Annotated in this window: 23 protein-coding genes; 16 read left to right on the top strand and 7 right to left on the bottom strand. The window is 68.3% G+C overall.

Translation table 11 applies throughout. From position 1 onward, the window contains the following. Window positions 1-3: 3 nt before the first annotated feature. The 11 genes from M4V62_RS04075 (at window position 4) to M4V62_RS04025 (ending at window position 12,417) form a co-directional block, all read left to right on the top strand. Window positions 4-5,049, top strand: a complete 5,046-nt coding sequence (locus tag M4V62_RS04075) for an aggregation-promoting factor C-terminal-like domain-containing protein (protein WP_249585821.1) — start codon at window positions 4-6, stop codon at window positions 5,047-5,049. 3 nt (window positions 5,050-5,052) lie between these two features. After that, on the top strand, window positions 5,053-7,287 hold the full coding sequence (locus M4V62_RS04070) for a hypothetical protein (RefSeq protein ID WP_249585820.1): 2,235 nt from the start codon (window positions 5,053-5,055) through the stop codon (window positions 7,285-7,287). A 4-nt stretch (window positions 7,288-7,291) separates the two neighbouring features. After that, window positions 7,292-8,383: a DUF5047 domain-containing protein gene (locus M4V62_RS04065; RefSeq protein ID WP_249585819.1), complete on the top strand. Its 1,092-nt coding sequence runs from the start codon at window positions 7,292-7,294 to the stop codon at window positions 8,381-8,383. Next, the gene (locus M4V62_RS04060) at window positions 8,380-9,123 is read left to right on the top strand and encodes a hypothetical protein (protein ID WP_249585818.1); all 744 of its coding nucleotides are present in this window, start codon (window positions 8,380-8,382) and stop codon (window positions 9,121-9,123) included. The genes M4V62_RS04065 and M4V62_RS04060 overlap by 4 nt, the downstream gene beginning before the upstream one ends. A 12-nt stretch (window positions 9,124-9,135) precedes the next feature. Continuing rightward, entirely contained in the window at window positions 9,136-9,756 is a 621-nt protein-coding gene (locus M4V62_RS04055) for a hypothetical protein (RefSeq protein WP_249585817.1), read from the top strand. 62 nt (window positions 9,757-9,818) lie between these two features. Continuing rightward, the gene (locus M4V62_RS04050) at window positions 9,819-10,250 is read left to right on the top strand and encodes a hypothetical protein (protein ID WP_249585816.1); all 432 of its coding nucleotides are present in this window, start codon (window positions 9,819-9,821) and stop codon (window positions 10,248-10,250) included. Window positions 10,251-10,262: 12 nt separating this feature from the next. After that, a complete protein-coding gene (locus M4V62_RS04045) occupies window positions 10,263-11,069 on the top strand; it encodes a peptidoglycan-binding protein (protein ID WP_249585815.1) in 807 nt (268 codons plus the stop codon). Window positions 11,070-11,128: 59 nt separating this feature from the next. Beyond that, the gene (locus M4V62_RS04040) at window positions 11,129-11,464 is read left to right on the top strand and encodes a hypothetical protein (protein ID WP_249585814.1); all 336 of its coding nucleotides are present in this window, start codon (window positions 11,129-11,131) and stop codon (window positions 11,462-11,464) included. Between the two features lie 279 nt (window positions 11,465-11,743). Further along, window positions 11,744-11,902, top strand: a complete 159-nt coding sequence (locus M4V62_RS04035; protein WP_249585813.1) for a hypothetical protein — start codon at window positions 11,744-11,746, stop codon at window positions 11,900-11,902. A gap of 1 nt (window position 11,903) precedes the next feature. Next, entirely contained in the window at window positions 11,904-12,245 is a 342-nt protein-coding gene (locus tag M4V62_RS04030) for a hypothetical protein (protein WP_249585812.1), read from the top strand. A 16-nt stretch (window positions 12,246-12,261) separates the two neighbouring features. Next, a complete protein-coding gene (locus M4V62_RS04025; RefSeq protein WP_249585811.1) occupies window positions 12,262-12,417 on the top strand; it encodes a hypothetical protein in 156 nt (51 codons plus the stop codon). Between the two features lie 52 nt (window positions 12,418-12,469). Here the strand turns inward: M4V62_RS04025 and M4V62_RS04020 are convergent, their stop codons facing one another. Together M4V62_RS04020 and M4V62_RS04015 are read right to left on the bottom strand one after the other, a co-directional pair. Further along, window positions 12,470-13,105 (bottom strand): hypothetical protein, encoded by a 636-nt coding sequence (locus tag M4V62_RS04020; protein WP_249585810.1) that lies wholly within the window; start codon window positions 13,103-13,105, stop codon window positions 12,470-12,472. An 82-nt stretch (window positions 13,106-13,187) separates the two neighbouring features. Continuing rightward, window positions 13,188-13,850, bottom strand: coding sequence for a helix-turn-helix domain-containing protein (locus M4V62_RS04015; protein ID WP_249585809.1), 663 nt, complete (start codon window positions 13,848-13,850; stop codon window positions 13,188-13,190). Between the two features lie 260 nt (window positions 13,851-14,110). Here M4V62_RS04015 and M4V62_RS04010 point away from each other — a divergent pair, with 260 nt between their 5' ends. The 3 genes from M4V62_RS04010 to M4V62_RS04000 are packed head-to-tail and all read left to right on the top strand — an operon-like array spanning window position 14,111 to window position 15,776. After that, window positions 14,111-14,398: a hypothetical protein gene (locus tag M4V62_RS04010; RefSeq protein ID WP_249585808.1), complete on the top strand. Its 288-nt coding sequence runs from the start codon at window positions 14,111-14,113 to the stop codon at window positions 14,396-14,398. Beyond that, complete coding sequence (locus M4V62_RS04005; protein ID WP_249585807.1) at window positions 14,395-15,435, top strand: tyrosine-type recombinase/integrase; 1,041 nt, start codon at window positions 14,395-14,397, stop codon at window positions 15,433-15,435. Before M4V62_RS04010 ends, M4V62_RS04005 begins: the two co-directional genes overlap by 4 nt. Further along, on the top strand, window positions 15,432-15,776 hold the full coding sequence (locus tag M4V62_RS04000) for a hypothetical protein (protein WP_249585806.1): 345 nt from the start codon (window positions 15,432-15,434) through the stop codon (window positions 15,774-15,776). The genes M4V62_RS04005 and M4V62_RS04000 overlap by 4 nt, the downstream gene beginning before the upstream one ends. 26 nt (window positions 15,777-15,802) lie before the next feature. On the opposite strand, the gene M4V62_RS03995 is transcribed toward M4V62_RS04000, so the two are convergent. The 3 genes from M4V62_RS03995 to M4V62_RS03985 all read right to left on the bottom strand — a co-directional run bounded on the left by M4V62_RS03995 (window position 15,803) and on the right by M4V62_RS03985 (window position 16,962). Further along, on the bottom strand, window positions 15,803-16,132 hold the full coding sequence (locus M4V62_RS03995) for a DUF6233 domain-containing protein (protein WP_249585805.1): 330 nt from the start codon (window positions 16,130-16,132) through the stop codon (window positions 15,803-15,805). Then, window positions 16,132-16,383 carry a LexA family protein gene (locus M4V62_RS03990; RefSeq protein WP_249585804.1) on the bottom strand — a complete coding sequence of 84 codons (252 nt, stop codon included), beginning with the start codon at window positions 16,381-16,383 and terminating at the stop codon, window positions 16,132-16,134. Before M4V62_RS03990 ends, M4V62_RS03995 begins: the two co-directional genes overlap by 1 nt. Window positions 16,384-16,719: 336 nt before the next feature. Beyond that, window positions 16,720-16,962 (bottom strand): hypothetical protein, encoded by a 243-nt coding sequence (locus M4V62_RS03985; protein ID WP_249585803.1) that lies wholly within the window; start codon window positions 16,960-16,962, stop codon window positions 16,720-16,722. Window positions 16,963-17,414: 452 nt separating this feature from the next. Here M4V62_RS03985 and M4V62_RS03980 point away from each other — a divergent pair, with 452 nt between their 5' ends. Continuing rightward, a complete protein-coding gene (locus tag M4V62_RS03980; protein ID WP_249585802.1) occupies window positions 17,415-17,615 on the top strand; it encodes a hypothetical protein in 201 nt (66 codons plus the stop codon). 1 nt (window position 17,616) lies between these two features. Here the strand turns inward: M4V62_RS03980 and M4V62_RS03975 are convergent, their stop codons facing one another. Then, a complete protein-coding gene (locus M4V62_RS03975) occupies window positions 17,617-17,811 on the bottom strand; it encodes a hypothetical protein (RefSeq protein WP_249585801.1) in 195 nt (64 codons plus the stop codon). 63 nt (window positions 17,812-17,874) lie between these two features. After that, the gene (locus M4V62_RS03970; protein ID WP_249585800.1) at window positions 17,875-18,555 is read right to left on the bottom strand and encodes an HAD family hydrolase; all 681 of its coding nucleotides are present in this window, start codon (window positions 18,553-18,555) and stop codon (window positions 17,875-17,877) included. A gap of 122 nt (window positions 18,556-18,677) precedes the next feature. Here M4V62_RS03970 and M4V62_RS03965 point away from each other — a divergent pair, with 122 nt between their 5' ends. Continuing rightward, entirely contained in the window at window positions 18,678-19,889 is a 1,212-nt protein-coding gene (locus M4V62_RS03965; RefSeq protein WP_249585799.1) for a helix-turn-helix domain-containing protein, read from the top strand. The last annotated feature ends 1 nt before the right edge of the window (window position 19,890 follow it).

The following is a 19,890-nucleotide window of genomic DNA, read 5'->3' as shown; positions in this document are numbered from 1 at the left end:
CTCGTGGCGATCAGTGTCGGCTCCGTTGAAGTTGATGTTGTCCCGAACACGCAGCAGATCTATTCCAGACTGCGCGCCGGGCTTGTTCCGGCGGCGACGCGCGCCGGTACTGATGCGGGCAACGCGGCCGGGCGCTCATTCGGGCCGGCGATGCAGGCGCAGGTCGGCAACGTCGGTCTGGCGATCGGCGAGCAGATCGGGCAGCAGATCGCCAACCGCATCACCGCTGCTCTGCGGGACGCGATCCGCGATGGCGTCACCCAGGGCGGTCGCACGGCTCGCCCTTCGGCTGTCCGGCAGGGCGACGACACGGCAGGTGCCTTCTCCCGGGCGATGAAGGTGCATCTGCAGGCGGCTTTCCGGTCGCTGCCGAAGCTGCAGATCGGCGCCGACACCTCTGAGGCGGACTCGGATCTGCAGGCGCTGCGGTTCCGTATGGAGACGCTGGCGGACAAGCGGATCGGGATCGACATTTCCGCCGCTGACGCCAAGGCCGAGATTAGGGCGATCGAGGCTGAGCTCACCCGTCTCGGAGCGAAGCATCCGAACGTCCAGGTCAGGGCGGACACAGCAGCAGCCCTGACGCAACTGGCGACCGTCCGGGCCGCGATCGCTGCGGTTGACGGCAAGCGCATCAACATCCGGACCGATGTCAGTACTGCTCAGGCGACTGCCGCGCTGTTGCAGCTGACCGTGGCGCTCGGCGCGGTCGGCGCCATCCCTGCCATCCCGATCCTCGCGGCGGGCATCGGCTCTATCGCCTCGGCGGCTGTTGCCGCCGGGGCTGGCGTTGGCGCGCTCGCAGCCGTCGCGATCCCTGCATTCGTTGGCATCGCGGGGGCTCTGCAGGCGCAGAAGACCGCCCAGGATGCGGCGGCGACCGCCTCCATCAAGGGCGGCCAGGCTGCCGGGCAGGGCGCCGGCAAGGCTGTGCAGTTGGCGGGCGCGCAGCAGTCGCTGGCGACGGCGCACCGCAATGCCGCCCAGCAGATCTCGCAGGGCCAGCAGGCGGTCGCAGACGCCGTCGAAGCGGGAGCCGAGCGGGTCCGGCAGGCGCAGGAGAAGGTCGGGGACGCGGTCCGGAGTGCGGCAGAGGCGAACCGGAGCGCCGCACAGCAGGTGAAGGCTGCCCAGCAGTCGGTGGCGGACGCGGTACAGCAGGCCGCCGACCGGCAGCGGGATGCGGCCGAACGTGTCGCGCAGGCCGAGGACTCTCTCGCGGACGCCCAGCGCACGGCCCGCCAGGCTCAGCAGGACCTGACGCAGGCCCGCAAGGACGCCGTCCTCGAGCTGGCCGAGCTGTCGGACCGTCTGGCGAGCGCCCAGCTGTCTGAGCGCGACGCGGTCCTGTCGGTGCAGGAGGCCCGGGACCGGCTGCGGGCGACACAGGCTGTCGGATCGAAGGCCACGCTGCTGCAGCAGCAGCGTGCCCAGCTGTCTTACGACCAGGCCGTGCAGCGGCTCAAGGAGCAGAAGGACGAGACGAAGAGTCTCGCCGCGGAGAAGCGGGCTGCGGACAAGGCTGGCGTTGAGGGCTCCGACACGGTCAAGTCGGCGCAGGAGCGTCTCGCGAACGCCCAGCGCAATGTGGGCTCCCAGCAGAAGGCGTTGGCGAAGGCCCACCAGGAGGCGGCGCAGCAGCAGATCCAGGGGACCAAGGACATCGCCGCCGCCCAGGCGAAAGTCTCTGAGGCGCAGCGCAATGCGGCGCGCACACAGGAGGACGGGGCCCGGTCGGTAGCCCGTGCGCAGCGTGAGGTGACTCAGGCCGCGGAGGAGTCCGCGGAGGGAGTGGCACGCGCGCAGGAGCAGCTGGCTCAGGCGCGGCTGTCGGCGGCGGACTCGATTGCGTCAGCTGAGCGGCAGATTGCCTCCGCGTCGCAGCAGGCGGCCGGAGGCGTGGATCAGGCTGCCGTCGCGCAGGCCAAGTACCAGGCAGCCCTGGCGAAGCTGACTCCGTCGGCACGGGACACCTTTGACGCGTTCGTCAGCTTGAAGGGCGCTTTCGGCGACTGGTCAAAGAGCCTGCAGCCGCAGGTCATGCCCATCTTCACGCGCGCCCTGAATGGCATCAAGAACAGCCTGCCGGGCCTGACGCCGTTCGTCGAGGGCGCAGTCCGGGCCATCACGAAGCTGCAGGACAAGGTCTCGAAGGGCTTCGATTCGCCCTGGTGGAACAGTTTCCGTGACGACCTGGCGGGCTCCGTCGAGCCCGCGATCGTCGGGCTGGGCGTGTCCTTCGGGCGCGTCTTCAAGGGGATCGGCGGGGTCGTCCAGGCCTTCCTGCCGCACATGGACACCATCTCCAAGACGATGCAGCGCATCACCGGGCGCTTCGCGAACTGGGGCACCAGTCTGAAGGGTTCGCCTGCGTTCGAGCGGTTCTTGCAGTACGCGGCGGAGAACGGCCCGCTGGTGGCCAAGACCATCGGTGACATCTCCAGCGCCTTCTTCGAGGTGGCGAGGGCTCTGTCGCCGCTGTCCGGCCCGGTGCTGGAGGTGCTGGGCGCGCTGGCGCGCGGTGTCGCCTCGATCGCCGTGAACCTGCCGTGGCTGATCCAGGGCATGTACCTGGCGTACATCGCAACGAAGTTGTGGACCCTCGCGGTGTTCTTGTTCAACCTCGTGCTGAATGCGAACCCGATCACGCTGATCGTGATCGGGATCATCGCGCTCGTCGCTGCCGTGATCTACGCCTACAAGAACTTCGGCTGGTTCCGCGACATCATCCAGGCGGCGTGGCAGGGCATTCAGACGGCCGCCTTGTTTGCCTGGAACAACATCCTGAAGCCGACGTTCGATGGGATCGTGCTGGCCCTTCAGTGGGTTGGCCGTATCGCGATGTGGCTGTGGCGCAACGCGATCAAGCCTGCGTTCGACGGGATCGTTCTCGCCGCGAAGATCCTCATCACGATCATCTTGGTCGTCCTCATCGCACCGCTGGTGATCGCGTTCCAGGTGGCGGCGGCGATCGGGAAGTGGCTGTGGAAGAACGCCCTTGCCCCGGCCCTCCGGGGCATCGGCGATGCCGCGAGGTGGCTGTATGAGAAGGCGATCAAGCCTGCGTTCGACGGGATCGTTGCCGCCTTCCGGTTTGTCGCCCGCATCGGTGCGTGGCTGTACAAGTCGGCGATCAAGCCCGCCTTCGAGGGCATCGCGACGGCGGGGAAATGGCTGTACGAGAAGGCGATCAAGCCCGCGACGAATGGCATCGTCACCGCCTTCCGTTTCGTCGGCAAGATCGGGAGGTGGCTGTACAACACTGCCATCAAGCCTGCGTTCCGAGGAATCGGCGAGGTGGGGCGGTGGCTGTACGACAAGGCCCTGAAGCCTGCATTCAATGCCATCGCGAGCCGGGCGAAGTGGCTGTACGAAAAGGGCCTCAGGCCTGCATTCAACCGGATCAAGGACGCGGTCCGCCTCGTCGGCAAGGCCTTCGACACGGCCAAGAAGGCCATCGGCGTCGCCTTCGGCAAGATCAAGGGCATCGTGAAGACGCCCGTCAACTTCGTCATCAAGTGGGTGTACAAGAAGGGCATCAAGGCCGTCTGGGACAAGGTCGCCGGTTTCGTCGGCCTCAAGAAACTGCCCGACGCACCAGACGAGCTCGCCGCCGGTGGCACGGTCGGGCAGGGCTGGAACCGGGCCCGCCCGATGGTCACCAACCGCCCGACCGCGATCGTCGGCGAGGGCAATCCTCGCTACCCCGAGTACGTCATCCCGACCGACCCGCAGTACCGCAACAGGGCGCAGGCGCTACATGCGGCTGCGGGCACCAAGCTCATGGCCAAGGGCGGCATCCTCGGCCCGCTCGACGGCGCGTGGGACTGGACGAAGGACACGGTCAGCGATGTCGTCGGCAAGGGCATCGACTGGGCAAAGGCCGGAGCCGACCTGCTGGTTCACCCCTCGAAGGTGTGGACCAAGCTGGTCAAGCCTGTCCTGTCCAAGGTCACCAAGGGCGTTGGTACGGCGCCGGTAGGCAAGGCGCTCGCCAAGTTCCCGATCAAGATGGTGGGTGGCCTAAAGGACAAGATCGTCGATGCCGTCTCGAGCATGTTCGCGGGCGGCTACGAAGGCCGGGGCCAATGGACAAAGCCCGTCAACGCGCGCTACGGCACCCCCTTCGGCAAGCGCGGCAGCATGTGGTCCTCCGGACGCCACACTGGCCTCGACTTCCCGGCCGCCACGGGTGCTGCAGTCAAGGCAGTCGCCGACGGAAACGTCTCCCAAGCCACCTCGGGCGGCCCCTACGGCAAACACATCATGATCGACCACGGAAGTGGTCTGCAGTCGCTGTACGCCCACCTGTCGAGAATCCGCACCACCGTCCCCAAGGCCGTCAACGGCGGCAGCCGCATCGGTGACGTCGGCGCGACCGGCAACGTCACCGGCCCTCACCTTCACCTTGAAGCACGCAAAGGTGGCAAGGCCGTCGACCCCATGCCCTACCTCACCGGCGGAGGAGGCGGGTTCGCGGGCAAGGCCGTCGGTTCCGCTCAGCGCTACGCCAAGTCGATTCTCGGACGCTACGGCTGGGGCCCATCCCAATTCGGGCCGCTCAAGAAGCTCTGGCACGGGGAATCGGGCTGGCGCTGGAACGCCGACAATCCCACGTCAGACGCCTACGGAATCCCTCAGGCGCTCCCCGGATCGAAGATGCGGTCGGCGGGCGCCGACTGGCGCACCAACCCGGCGACGCAGATCCGGTGGGGCCTGGGCTACATCAAGGGGCGCCCGGACTACGGGTCGCCGTCCAGGGCGTATTCGAAGTGGCTTTCGAGGTCACCGCACTGGTACGACGAGGGCGGCTACCTGCAGCCCGGCCTCAACCTTGCCTACAACGGCACCGGTCGGCCCGAACCCGTCTTCACGGGGACACAGGCGAACGCGCTGACACGGCTGGCGATGTCCCCATCCGCAGGGGGCGGCGGCCAGTTCGAAGGCGACCTGTACCTCGACTCCGGAGCCTTCCTCGGGCACGTCCGCGGCGAAGTCCAGCAGACGATGAACGAGCTCACCACCACGCTGACCGCAGGCCGGAGGTGAGACATGCCGATCCCCGGGAATCTCCTGTCGGCAACCACCGAGTCGGTTGACCCGAACACCTCCGGCTGGGTGAGCAAGCTCAACGCCACTCTGTCCAAGGGCACGGGAGGGAGGAACGGGGACGGCTGCTTGGTCGTCAAGTCCGTTGCGGCGGGGGAGATGCAGGCCCGCACCGTCTCCTCCTACCCGGTCACCGCCGGAACCGTCTATCAGACGTTCGCGGACGCGGCCGGAGTGGTTCCCGAGCGGATCGGGATCCGCTGGCTGTCAGCGACCAGCACCGAAATCTCGGTGACCTGGTCGCTCGTCACGTCGGCAGCGTCCAGCGGATGGCATCGGGTCGGCGTGGCCGGGATGGCGCCGGCGGGGTCGACACAGGCGCAGGTTCTCCTGTCGTCGACCCCGGCTGCCGGGCTGGTCAATCAGTACTGGGAGAACGTCTATTTGGGGTTGCCGATCCGCACGACCGGCAACCTCTTCGCGTTCGGTACCGAGTCCGCCGAGATCGACGTGGCCGGGTGGACGGCCGAGGTCAACGCGGGCGTCTCCCGGCAAGTCCCCGTCGCGTCCTGGGCCGTCGACAACTACCTGGCGGGCGGCCACACCATCGCGGTCACCGCGACCGGCGCAGGCAACGCCGCCGCAGTCTCGACCGATCGGCCTGCTGTCACGCCGGGCACCGACTATCTGACCTACGCCTACCTCAACCCGCCGACGCTGCTGGCGGACTGCTGGATTGAGCTGCGCTACTACGACGTCAATGGCAACCAGATCAGCGCCACGCGCTCCACTCTCGTCTCGCCGATGCCAGGCTCCGGCTGGTACCGGCAGCGGGCCTCCGCTGTCGCCCCTGCCAACGCCGCGACGTGCGGTGTCGCGGCGGGCGTCAACGGAGCTTCCGCGGGGCAGGTGCTGCGGCTCGAAGGCGTGGTCGTCGCGGTCGCACCGGTCTTGCAGGCCGGAACGGTCCTCCCGTATGCAGACGGCAGCTTCGAGCAGGGTGTCGCCGGATGGACGCGGCCCTCCGGGGTGGCGGTCATCAGCCGGTCGACGCCGTGGGGCCAGGTCGCCTTCGACGGCTCCTACTCCCTGTCCATCACGTCAGCGACGGCCACGGCCAGCGTTGTGCGCTCGGCGAAGTTCGCGGCGCCGGGAGGCGTGGGTACCAGCTACCGGGCGCAGGTCCTCGCGACGCTCGGCGCGGGTTCGTGGACCGTGAACGTCAAGGTCCGCTGGTACTCGGCAGCAGACGCGGACCTGGGCACCACCGGAGGCATCAACTACACCTTCCCCGGCGCCAGCTGGTACGCGATGGCGACCGACGCCAGCGTCCCCGCCACCGCCACCCAGGGCGCCATCGAGCTCACGGTCACGGCGGGCGCCACCAGCTCGGCGATGTATGTCGACGTGGCGGCCCTGTGGCTGGCCGTGCCGCTCACCGCAGTGGCCGTCGTGGAGGAGAGCGCCAGCATCACGCTGACGCTGCGGGAACTCGCTGTCGGTCAGTCCATCAGCGTCTACCGCGAAGGGGTCGACGGCCTCCGCACCCTCGTGCGCGGGCCGTCTGGCCTCCTCGACCGGACCCGCATCACCTCCGACCTGATGATCATCGAGGACTATGAGGCACCCCTCGGCGTACCCGTGACGTACCGGATCGAACTCTGGCCAGACGGGGCCACCACCCCCGGCACCCGCAGCTCCGACACCGTCACCATCACCGCCGGAGACGCCAACCTGTCCTGGCTGAAAGACCCAGGGAATCCGCAGCGCAACATCCGGCTCATGATCTCGAAGCCGCCCGACTGGCAGCGCCCCGTCGAGCAGTCCGTCTACCGGGTCAAGGGCCGCCGCAACGCGGTGGTTCTCAGCGATACGCGAGGCGGCCTCGAAGGCGACCTCACCCTGTGGACGCGATCCGATGACGAACGCAAGGCGCTGCACTGGCTCTTGGACTCGGGGAACGTCCTGCTATGGCAGGCCGTCCCCGGCATGGGCGTCGACGACAGCTACGTCAGCGTCGCCCAAGCCACGGAGGCCCGCGTCGGCGGCACCGCAATGGAACTCTGGCGGGCCTGGACGCTGCCCCTCACCCAGACCGACATGCCCGTCACGACCGGGCTCAGCGGATCTGCGGGCCGCACCTGGCAGGACGTACTCGCCGAATTCGACACCTGGGCGGATCTGCTTCCCGTGTATGCCACCTGGGAGGACGTCCTCCTCGACCGCCGGATGGGGTGACGCCGTGTACCCCGTCACCGACCGCTTCCTGCCGCGCCTTGGTGAATCCCACACCCCGGTCACCGAGGTCAAACTCTTCAAGGCCGACGGCAGTGTGGTCACGCTCGAGCACACCGGTGGCTCGGTGCCGGTGGACCGCGGGCAGACGATCCGCCGCACCTGCACCGTCACCTCGGCGGACGTCTCGCTGATCCCCCGGACCCCTACCGACCAGCTGGCAACCGACGGGGCGCGGCTGCGGATCGCCCGCGGTGTCAGCTACGGCGACGGCTCCCAAGAGCTCGTCCCCGTCGGTGTGTTCCGACTCGACAGCGTCGACGGCGACCCCTCGGACGGCCCGGTCACGCTGACGGGCAAAAGCCTCGAGGCGTGCGTCACCGACGACAAATTCACCGAGCCGTACAAGGCCACCGGGACCGTCGTCGGCGCCGCCTCCGCACTCATCCAGCGCTCCCTGCCGGACGCCGACGTCATCAGCCTTATCGTCGACACCCCGATCGGCGCCCGCACCTTCGACGTCGAAGCTGATCCGTGGGCGGGCGTGCAGGAGATCGTGGCCGCGGCCGGAGCCGAGTGCTACACGAATGCGGACGGGGTCTTCGTCATCGCAGCGTTGCCAGAACTCTTGGCAACACCCGCGGTCTGGGAAGTCGCCGCCAAAGAGGGCGGCGTGTACGTGCAGGGAAGCCGCGGAATGAGCGCCGACAAGGTCCACAACGGCGTCTTGGCCCGCGGCGAGAACACGGAGGAGAACGTCGCCCCCGTCGAGTACCTAGCCACCGACAACGACGTCAACTCGCCGACGTACTGGGGTGGTCCGTTCGGAAGGCGCCCGGACTTCTATAGCTCTAGCACGCTGATCACCGTCAACGCGTGCGCTCAGGCCGCCAACCTGAAGCTGATCGCCGGGAAGGCGCCCAACGCGAGCGGCGACTTCTCCGCGCTGCCCAATCCCGCGCTGGAGTGCGGCGACGTCATCCGCGTCATCCACCCCGACGGAACCCGCGAGCTGCATCAAGTCCAGAGCTTCTCCGTGCCGTTGGACACCGGCGGCGACTTCCCGATCACCACGATCGCGGCGAAGGAGGACTCGTGAAGGAATCCTTCGGCACCGTCCGCAAGCTCGCCGACGCACTCCAGCAGCAGGCCGTATCCGCAGGAGCCACCGCGACCAGCGTGCGCGGCGCGGACTGGCGGCTCGCTACCGTCCAGACCGTCAACGGAGACGGAACGATCCTCACCGCGGACGGCATCACGGTGCGCTGCCTGGAGACCTACGTTCAGCCGGTCGTCGGCGACCTGGTGGTGATCTCCCAGTCTTCGTCAGGGAACTGGCTGGCCACCGGCCGTACCGCCACCGCCGACCTCGGTATCGGGCAGACGCGCGTCGCCCTGAAGGCGGCCGACACTTCACGCACCAACAACGCCACACCCGCCGACGACCCGCACCTCACGTTCGAGGTAGCGGCGAACGCTATCTACACGGTCGACGGCTGGATCAAGTACTCGGCCCTGGTCGACCTTGACATCACCATCGACTGGACGACCCCGGCCGGGGCGCTCGGCGAGTGGACCGGTCACGGTGCAGGGCTGGGTACCACCGCCCAGTCCACCAACGGCTACAGCATCCGCACCGAGACCAACGACGTGGCGCAGCCCCGAAATTTCAGCGGCACCACCAGCGCCGCGGGCGAGTACAGCGTCCTGATCGCCGGGACGCTGCGCGTGCAGGGCACGGGCGGCACCTACGCCCTTCAGTGGTCACAGGGAAACACCGGTGCCACAGCCACCACCGTCTACACCGATTCCTGGCTCCGCCTGACCCGCATCGCATAAGGAGTGACCCGCGTGCCCATCACGGACGACTACGGGCAGGGCGTCCAGATCGCCGCCCTCACCGACGCTCCCGACGCCGGGAAGCTGGCCAAGGACATCGTCAACGCGCTTGCCCAGCGCGGAGGCATGCGCTTTGCTTCTGCTTCGGCGCGCTCGGCGACCCTGACAGGTGCTGCGGCACCCGTTGAGGGGATGCAGACCTGGCTTCAGGACGTGAACCGCCTGGATGTGTACGACGGTTCGGGCTGGGTGGCCGTCTCTACGGGCGCCTCCGCCTGGACAACGATCTCTGTCGCGTCCGGCTTCCAGCAGAACGGCAACAGCAACGGGACGTTGCAGTACCGACTGCTCAACATCTCTGGTGAGGAGTCGCTTCAGCTCCGTGGCGCGGTCGGACGCTCCTCCTGGCCGTCGACACCGGCGGGCAGCTACGTCATCAACTCGTTGGCTCTGCCGTCCGTGGTACGTCCGTCCACCCTTCGCACGGTGCTCATACCGTGCTCGGACATTGCCTCCGATCGCATCGCCTTGAAGCTCGACGTGCAGACGGACGGCTATCTGCAGGTCTACGGCACCGGCTCCTCCGTGAAACCCCCGTGGATCGGCTTCAACGGCGTCATCGTCAGCCTCTGACCAGCCCGAACGCGCAATCGCCACGCCCCGCGATCGGGGCTCTTTTCATGTTCGGAGGCGCCATGGCCACCGTGTGCAAGCTGTACCGCGGCGACAAGCCACAGATCGTCCCACCGGAGACGTGGACGCTCGTCACGTTCGAGCGGGTCATCACGAACGACCGCTCCATGGCCCGCAAGCTCAGCCTGATCATGCCGCCTTTCGACGGCGACTTCATCTGGTCCCGCAACCTGCGCTGGGCCGCCCTCGTCGTGCCCGAAGGTGATCTGCGGCAGCGGCAGTTCATGTCCCGGTTCATTCGCGACCCGCACGGCGAACGTGACGACACCGGGGCCGCCGACCATCCCGTCACGCCAGGTCGCAGCTGGGAGACCACGAGCTGGTGCTTCCACGGCGAGGCCAACCAGCCCGTCGGCGTCGAAGTCTGGCACGACCACCACGAGCCCTGGGCTGTCGAGCACGCCCAATTCGTCGGCACGACCTGGGACTACTAGAAGGGGCACCCCTTGAAGCTGATCACCCGCGCCCAGCTCGGCTGGCCCACCTCCGCCGCACCAGCACAGTCCTCCACCAAGGGCGTCAAGGTCCACTACGAGGGCACCACCGTCAGCACGACGCTCCTCACTGACCACGACAAGTGCATCGCCCTGTGGAAGGCCATCCGCAAGGCGCACCTGGCGAACACCGCCGAGGGCTACAGCGACGTCGCCTACAACTACGCCGCCTGCCCCCACGGCTACCTGATGGAGGGCCGCGGCCTGCGCAGGCGGACCGGCGCCAACGGCAACCAGTCGCTGAACGTCGCGCACTACGCGATCCTTGGCCTCCTCGGCTCGAAGGGCCTGACCGAACCGAACGATCCGATGCTCCACGCGCTCCGCGACGGCATCGAACTCCTCCGCAAGAACGGCGCTGGCAGCGAGGTCAAGGGGCACCGGGACGGCTACGCCACCGCCTGCCCCGGCGGCCCCCTCTACGCCTGGGTACAGAAGGGCGCACCCCGCCCCGGCGGCAGCACACCGCCCAAGCCCGGACCCGGCACACCAAAGTACGAGCCCTTCCCCGGCTCCAGCTTCTTCATGAAGGCCGGGAAGCCCGCCCTCGGCAAGGTGTCCCCGATCTTCACCGCGATGAGGAAGCGCCTTGTCGCCGTCGGCTGCGGGCGCTACCAGGTCGGGCCCGGCAAGACGCTCGGCCAGGCCGACGTCGACTCCTACGAAGCCTGGCAGCGGATGTGCGGATACAGCGGCGCCGCAGCCAAGTGGCCGCCCGGCAAAACCACCTGGGACGAGCTCCGCGTCCCCAACGTCTGAACCAGCCACCACCATCACATCGTCCGGCGCTGGCTCGCCGAACGGGAAGCGAGAACGTCATGAAGGTCTTCGGCAGAGAGCCCGCTCTCATCATCGCCACCGTCAGCGCAGGCCTGTCCCTCCTGGTCAGCTTCCAGTTCGGCCTCTCCGCCGAGCAGGCAGGCGCCATCGTTGCCGTCATCTCCGCAGTGTTCGCCGCGGCCACCGCAGCCATCACCCGCCCGATCGCCCCCGCGGCGTTCACCGGCCTCGTCGCCGCGGTCGTCGCACTGCTCGCCGCCTACGGCCTCGACGTGTCCGCCGAAACCGTCGGCGCCCTCAATGCTGCCGTGCTCGCCGTGCTTGGCCTGCTCACCCGTGGACAGGTCTCCCCGGCTAAGACCGCGGCAGTCTAAGTGCGGTGCCGTGTGCTGCGGCGGCTCGCCAGAGTGCTGGGGCGCCGCGGCGTAATCCTCCTGTCCTACGGCACGGTGTGGTCCCTGTACGGGTACGGGCAGCTCATCACTCCGCAGCCGGACCAGCGTGGCCTGCAGCTACTCCTCAACCTCATGCCACTGGACGCGTGGGCTGCCCTGTGGATTGGAACGGGCCTTGCCGCGATCGTGTGCGCATTCCTTCCGCAGGGCCGTGACGCGCCAGGGTTCGTAGCCCTGGTCCTGATCGTCATCCCGTGGATGTCCTCTTACCTGCTGTCGTGGTGGCCGCTGGGCACCTTCCCGCGCGGCTGGGTCGCGGCAGCAATCTGGGTGGTGATCGCCGTACCGGTGATAGTCGTGGCCGGGTGGCGTGAACCGCCGCGGTCCAAGAGAGTGGGGCCGCCCTATGAGTCCTGAGGTGATCTCCTCCGTTGTGGTGTCCGTACTCACCGCACTGTGCGGCTTGTGGGCTGCACGGTCGGCACGCAGGACACCGCGGCAGGAGAAGCGGGACGACTTCACCGCCATCACAGACCAGCAGGGCAAGGCCATCGAGCGCCTGGAGCACCGCATCCAGGTGCGGGAGGCCGAGGCCGAGCGGCAGCGGGAGCGGATCAGCGAGCAGGACGAAGCCATCGGCTGGCTCCTCAACCGGGTCCGCGGCCTCGTCGGCTACATCCGCGGGACCGGGCTGGAGCCGCCTGCGCAGGATCCGATGTCGGAGAGGGCCCGCAAGTACATTCACCACATCGACGGCTGAGCGAACTGGAGTTCCCGTGCCTGAACCCCGCCCGATGGACCGCCGCCTCGACGACTCGGCAGGCGACATGCCCAGCCTCGTCAAACTCGGCCTCGCCGAACCCCAGCCGCAGCCCTCCTACGAGGGCCTCTTCCTGGAGCCGGACCCGCCGCCGGAGAGCCCGACCGAATAGACGATGCCCCCGTCGCCTGCCTCGTGCAGGTGGCGGGGGCATTCCTGTGCGCTCAGTCCTTGATGGTCCCGCTGAACTCTGGCGGCTCTTCCGCACCGAAGTCGTTGCTGTCTCGCTGCACACTGACGATGACATTCCGGCCGTACTTGGTCTTCAGGGCGCTGTCGTCGGTCTTCGTCACCGTGACGCCTGCACCCAGACGCCCTTCCAACGGATCGGATCCCCGGTCGAGCATCGCGGCCCTCGCCTCCCCGCCGTTCGTGGCGCCCTCGACCAGGGTGGACAGGCTGTCCAGGGCGAAGGGCTCCTTCGACCCGTTGATGACCTTGATCTTCAGGCGGAAGTCCCGGTCTCCCGGTTCGGCGGACTCGCCCAACTCGGAGTTGTAGTCGGTGAAGACTCGCGCCTCGACGACACTGACCTTGATCCCGTCCGGATACGTGTACGTCTCGCCGAACTTCAGGCTTGTCGCCTGGCCCTCGGCCCCGTCCTCGCCAGTGCCTTCCTCGGCGCAGTGATCCAACCAGTCGGCCTGGCTGAGGTCTTCGTCCGTACAGTCGACCTGCTTCGAGGTCGTCTCCTTCTTGCCGGTGGCCGACTTCTCGTCGGGGTCGTCGTCCCCGCTGGCGCATCCGGTGAGGGCGGCAAGGAGCAGGACGGCCGTCGCTGAGATGGTACGAACTCGCATATGTCCCCCCAGGGTTGAGCTAGAGGGACACCGTAGGGCAGAAGCTACGGGCGGGGGAGAGGGTGCGGCCCAGGCTGAACGATCAGGCGAGTGCGCGGGCCCGCTCCTCGGCGCGCTCCAGCAACTCGCGCTCGCCGTCGCGGTAGTCATCGAGAGTCCGGGTGCCCAATCCGGCGAGGAAGACGCTGGCCTGACCGGAGGTGTCGCGGATGCCGAGCGCCTCGAACAGCATCGCCTGATCGGACTTACTTGTGTCCCGCCGGATCAACGTGAAGATGGCGTCGTTGAACAGGGCCCGGTCCCGCTGGTCCTGCATCCACTTGTCGAGGGTGGGCCTGCTGATGCCGAGGCTTTTGGCGATGGCGTCCTTGGTGGCGCCGTTCTCCTTGGCGCGCGCGATGAGCACGTCGCGACCGTCGAGAGCGACGCGCTCCTGGCGGGCCTGCGCTGCGGTGTGCGCGCGAAGCTGGGCGAGTACGTCCTCGGCGGCGTCCTCGGCGCGCTGCTGCCCGGCGACCTCCAGTTCCCAGCCGATCCAGGTGAGGAGGTCGGACCGGGTGGCGGTCTCGTCGGTGGCGACACGGACGAGCTCTGTGTGCTTGAGGTCGTCGAGGTAGCGGTCGGCGATGGAGCCGAGGGGGAGGGTGCCGATGAGTAGCTGGTCGAGCTCTGCCGGGGTGACGTAGTCCTGTAGGCCGGGTCCCTCATAGTTGAGGAGGTCGATGATGTCGGCGTAGGTCTTCATGGGGTCCTCCTCGGGCGATCCGTCCTTACGTAAAGAGACTTTACGTTGCTCCGGGTTGGACGTAAAGAGGCTTTACGTTCCCGCTGTCGGTTTGCCGCTCCCTCGTGGCGAGAGGGGACGGTCCGCGTGTGCAGGGCTAGCGCATAACGTCTTGTTATGTGCTGGTAGTTGACGATCCGTAACGGATGTCTGCGACGGCTACCGATCAAGCTGAGTGATGGTTGATAATGACAGTTATCCAATCCTAAGGAGTGGTCTAGGTGCCCGAGGAAGCGAAGGCAGCACTGCGCGAGATCATCGAGATGGAGCAGGAACGCAAGCTCCAGGGCTTCGGTCCGGTGCAACACGGGATCCAGTTCGCCGCCGAGGGCCGCCCGCTCGCTGAGTTTGTCTCCGAGGGGTACCTGCCTATCCCGGCAACGGGACAGCGGATCGAAATCCACGGCGTCCCGGTCCTCGTCACCGACGTCAGTGTCGCCTACGAAACGACGGAGGACGGAGCCCCAGCGGTCTACGCATCAGTCACTGTGGAGCCGGTGGACGCATGACCGGTCTCATCCCGCGTCCGTCGGCGGAGCTGTCGACCGACCGGCACGACCCCCGCGACGACTGGCCCGACGAAGCCCGTCAACTCGCCGACCACCTCGCAGGCATCTACGGCGACCGCGATCCGCTGCCCACTCTGACCGGAGGATGGATCGCACGGCAGAAGAGCCGCCACACCAGGAGGGCCTACGTCCGGACGTTCAAGTCGTGGGAGGAGTACGCCCGCTCCACCGGCATCCACCCACTCCAGGCGAAGCTGCCGCTCGCCGACGCCTACGCCAAGCACCTTGCCAAGACGCCCACGAGGAACGGCAAGCCGCCCGCCGAGACCACCCAGGCGCAGGCCCTCGCAGCCGCCGGGTCCTTCTACACCTACGCCGCTCGGCTCCAGGCCGTCGACTCCGACCCGTTCGCCGCCGTGCTCCGGCCCTACGTCGACCCGGACTACTCGCCGACGGAGGGCATGACGGACGAGGAGACCATGCGGCTGGTCGAGACGGCACGCGACTGGGCGCCCCGCTCCTACGCCCTCGTCATGCTGCTCTACCTCACCGGCGCCCGCGTCGACGAACTCCTCTCCCTCAACGCTGGCCAGCTCGGCTACGACCGAGGCCACCGCACGTTGCCGCTCACACAGAAGGGCGGCAAGAAGCGGCCCGCACCCGTGCCGCCGCTGGCACTCGACGCACTCCTCGCCTACCTCGGCGACCGCACCGACGGACCGCTGTTCGTCACCGACTCCGGCCGCCGCTGGTCCCAGCCCGAAGTCTGGAAGCACCTCCGCGTCCTCGCCCGACGAGCGGGCATCCCGCAGGCCGCCACGATCAAGCCCCACACGCTGCGGCACCAGTTCATCACCGACAACCTCGCCAACGGCGTCCCCTTGCAGGATGTGCAAGATGCCGTCTCACACTCCGACCCGCGCACCACGCAGCGGTACAACAGGCGGCGACGGCAGCTCGACAACCACCCCGCATACGCCCTCGCCGCCCGGCTGGGGGAGCGGCTAGCGTTAGAGGAGGAGGTGCCAGCGTCATGACGCATCGAGCGCGACCTCGAGTCCACTTCGTGACCGGCGGGCCCACCTGGGATGAGCGGCACTCTCAGTCAAGGGGGCAGGCGCGCAACTCCCCGAGGCACTTCACGAAGAAACAAAAGGCTGCGCGCAAGCCGCTGAACAAGGCCATGAACCAGCTGGGCGAGGCGGTGAGCCGACGGGACTGGCGCGCCGCACGCATCGCCCGCTCAGCTGCCTGGGATGAAGTCAATGCGCTCAACCCCGACCTCACCTGGGAGGAGCGCCAGAAGCTGTGGCAGTACAAGCAGCGCATCCTCGCGGGGGAGACCAAGGGCCGATCCAGAGGGGCAGGTCGTCCCTGACGCCATCGCTGATGGCCGGGCGCCACCTACTCCAGCACTCCGAGCTCGGTGTCCGGGCGGCAGTGCGGGCACGCGTCGACCTGCTCATGCAGCGCCCGCCGTGCCTGGTCCTGCGTCACCCCGCGCGACCGCTTCCCCGCCATGTGGCAGCCGCCGACGTGCACGTACACCGCGGCCCTGCCGTCGAGGCCCTTCTCGATGAGCCAGTCCGGGGCTAGCGGTCGGGCCTGCTCGCCGCGGATCCGCTCAGCCTCACGCCGTTCCTCGTCCGCGATCCAGGTCCGGGTGCGGGCGAGGTCGCGGAGCTGTACCCGCTCGAGGAACCGCAGGACGTCGAGGCGGCGGATGTCGGGCATCAGGTGATCCGGTAGTCCCGCCAGCCGGTACCGCGCGCTCGGGCGACGGCACCTGCCTGCTCGAGGCGGCGCAGCTGGTAGAGCACGGAGGAGGGGCTGGACAGGCCGACTGCGGCGCCGATCTCCCGCACGGACGGTGCGACACCGTGGTCGGCGATGTGGTCGCGGATGCAGGTGAGGACGGACTGCTGCCGGTCGGTGATGTCCCAGGAGCGGCGGACGCGGTCGGGGGTGGGGGTGGTGTGCGCCATGAACCCAGTAGAGCATGTGTTCGAATTAGTGGGCGAGCCGAAGCTGCGCAGCCATGAGTGCCGACGCATTCCCGCAGCACCGGCACCCATGGTCAGGCAGCACCGGCCGTGGAGGGGAGCTCGACGCGGACGGTACGCCCTCCGTCAACCGTCCTCTCCCCACGAGGCGCGGAACGGGATGGGGCGACGCATCTTCTCTACGCCGCGAAGGTCCCCGCGTGACCTGACCTCGCCGCGTTGTCAGTGGGGGCCGCTACCGTTGCTGCCATCACATCCGCGCTGTGGCTGCAGCGCTGCCGCCCCGCCCCTTGATGCAGGGGGCGGGGCGCTCGGCTGTCAGGCCCCGCCTTCGCCCTGCGGGTGCCGGGTCGCCTGCCGCAGCGCCTTCTCCACGTCGAAGCGGTTGAGCTCGTTCTCCCGCGCCCAGGCCGTCACCGCAGCCTGCGCTTTCGCCGCCGCTTCGAACCACGCTTCGCGCTGCTTCTCCCGCTCGCCGTCGTCGAGGTGCTCGAGCTTCCGCCCTTCCTCGTCGGCGGTCTGCTGCAATGCGATCAGGTCGTCAGGGAGTTCGATAGCCACGAGCGGATCATAGATCGTTCACCGATTCCCCTTGGGAACGGCACTCCCCGTAGCCGAGCCTGGATGCATGGACATCACCAACCTGGATGACCGTAGGCCCGAGGCTGCCCAGCCCGTCTACGACGGAGCGACCTGCACCTGCGGCGAGGCATGGTTCGTGCTCGACGGAGATAGCAGCGCACCGAATGGAGCGGTCTGCATGACCGCAGATGGAGTGATCACGGGCTACACGGGGAGCCCGCGCTGCATGTCCTGCGGCCATACCTACTTGAAGCCTCAAAGCTCCAAGTAGCCTTCAAGTAGGGGCGTCCCGTGCGCGACTGATCAGCGTGCGCCCTCAAGAGCAAGGGAACCGGGGCCTGGCGGTGGCCAGGCTTGAACGAGAGAGCTGTCCTGCGCCCACCCTTTGCGGTCGTCCGACGGCGGGACCCGGACGGCGCTACTCTCGGCCTATGGACTTCAAGCCGGGAGGGCTCGTTCCTGACGGGCCCATCGAGCTCTACCCCTACGCCTACCACCGGCCGCACCCGTGGAAGGCGGAGTTCCTTGTGCCGCTCGCGGCGACACCAGGGCAGGTGGCCTACGTCCTCACGGTGCAGGCCTTCCAGAAGGAGATCGAACTGCTCGACACGTCCTGGCTGGACGAGCAGTAGCTCACGCCGCCTCGACGATCCCGTCCCGCAGCGACTCCGCCTGCGCCACGGCCGTCCACTCGGCGACCAGCACCTCGTAGCGGTCCCGCGTCTGCCCGTACAACCAGCCGCCCGTCGCGACCAGCAGCTCCCTGATCTCGTCGTTCACCACGGCCGCAGACCGTGCGGAACCAGGCGGAGGGGGAGGGGTGGACATGTCGATCATCTTAATCGCCGGGTACGACATCCCCCAGTAGCCAGCGAAAACGGCATATGACGATCACGGCTGGTCGTCCCCGCGGATCAGCTTCACCAGCAGCTCCGTGTCCCGCAGGTCCGACAGCACCACCTCGGCGCCAGCCTCCCGCAACGCAGCTTCGTCGCTCTTGCCGGTGGCCACGGCGATGACCCGCACCCCGTTCTCGTGCCCGCCCTCCACATCGGCCGGAGTGTCCCCGATCAGCACTGCCTCGCCAGCTGGGACTCCGGCGCGCTTGAGTGCCAGTCGGACGAGCGCCGGACGCAGGTCGTCGTCCTCCCCGTAGGCGCCTGCCTCCCAGTCGATGTGCGTGTCCAGGCCGAACACCCCCAGTTTGATCTCCGAGACCGCCCGGACGTTCCCGGACACCACGACCTGCCGAACCCCGGCCGCGGCGAGAGCGTCGAGGACGGAGGCGGCGCCGGGCAGGGCATGCCCACGCTCCCGCAGCTCCCCGGCCCGGCGCAGGTGCTCCTCGGCGAGAGCGGCGGCGAACCGTTCGAAGTCGCCGCGGTCAGTGGTCAGCCCGTGCAGCCTCGCCGTCTCCCGGAAGATGACCGGCTCAGTGATCCCATCGATCCTCGCCTGCTCCCTCATCGGCTGGCCCAGCGTCCGCTCGAACGCCGCCGCCGACAACTCGCGGCCCACGCCGCGCGTCGAGATCAACGTGTGGTCGATGTCCCACAGCACCAGCCGCGCCATAACGCACCCTCTCCCGCCCTCAGGTAACAGCCCGTCACCCATCCGTGGAATCACCGTCCCACAAGGGAACACTCAGCCATACGCTGAGCCCACCAGTCGACACATACGGGGAGGTGGCGGACATGAGTACACCGCGTCTCCCCGTCGGGGCCCGCATCCGCTACCACCGCGAGCAGGCGGGCCGCAGCCAAGTCGCCATCGCCGGACTGTGCGGCATCACTGAGCGCTACCTCTCCCTCATCGAGAACGGCAAGAAGAGCCCCTCGCCCGATCTCCTCGGACGCCTGGCCGCCGAACTCGGCGTCACCATCGCCGCCTTGCTCAGCGACGATCCGATCCCCGAAGCCGTCCCCGCGATCACTGCCGCGCCCAGCGTCGCGCACGCCCTCATGGGCTGCAGCACCCCCCGCAGCGAACCCGCGGCCACACCCGGCCATCTCCGCGACCGCATCGAGAACGCGTGGCGGATCTGGCAGACGTCCCAGACCCGCTTCACCGAAGCCGAGGAACTACTGCCCGCCCTCATCGCCGACGTCGAGCACGCAGGCAGAGTCCACCGAACCGGCAGCGACCAGCAGGCCCGCCGCGAAGTATCGCGCTGCGCCGCCGACCTGTACGGGCTGCTGCGCTCCTACTGCCGCCGCACCGGACGCCTCGACCTGTCCCTGATGGTCGCCGACCGGGCCATGCGCGCAGCAGAAGACGCCGACGACCCCATCCGGATCGCCGCAGCGCAATGGAACCTGGGCCACGTCCTGCTCTCCCACAACGACGCCGGGGCCGTCGCTCACGCCCGCGAGGTCGCCGTCCTCGCCGTCGAAGACCTCCAACACGCCCCCGCCGGGCAGGAGAAGGATGCGGTCGCCGGCGCGCTGGAGCTGGTCGCCGTGGTCGCGGAGGCCCGCACGAGACGGTGGTGGGACGCCCGTGCCCGCCTGGAGCAGCGCGCCGTGCCGCTGGCCAAGCGGAGCGGTGAGGGCAATGCGCACCACACCGTGTTCGGCCCGACCAACGTCCGCCTGCACGCCGTGAGCATCGAAATGCTGGCAGGGGAGGCCTCCGAAGGCCTCCACGTCGCCGACAAGATCGACGTCAGCCGGATGCCCTCCCGCGAACGCCAGTTCACGTTCGGCCTCGAGGTCACCCGCCTGTACGACCTGCGCCGCGAAGACGCCGCCGTCCTCGTCCACCTCCTCGGCCTAGAAGAGCTTGCCCCCGAAGACCTCGCCCGCAGCCCCCTCGCCGTCGAGTTGGTCGAGGGGCTGCTCCGCCGGGTGCGCCCCACCTACCGCGGACAGGCCGTCGGGCTTGCGCAACGCCTCGGGCTGCTCTGAC

Origin of the sequence: Streptomyces durmitorensis (assembly GCF_023498005.1) — a bacterium.
GTDB lineage: Bacteria > Actinomycetota > Actinomycetes > Streptomycetales > Streptomycetaceae > Streptomyces > Streptomyces durmitorensis.
This window is presented reverse-complemented; position numbering and strand designations above follow the sequence as displayed.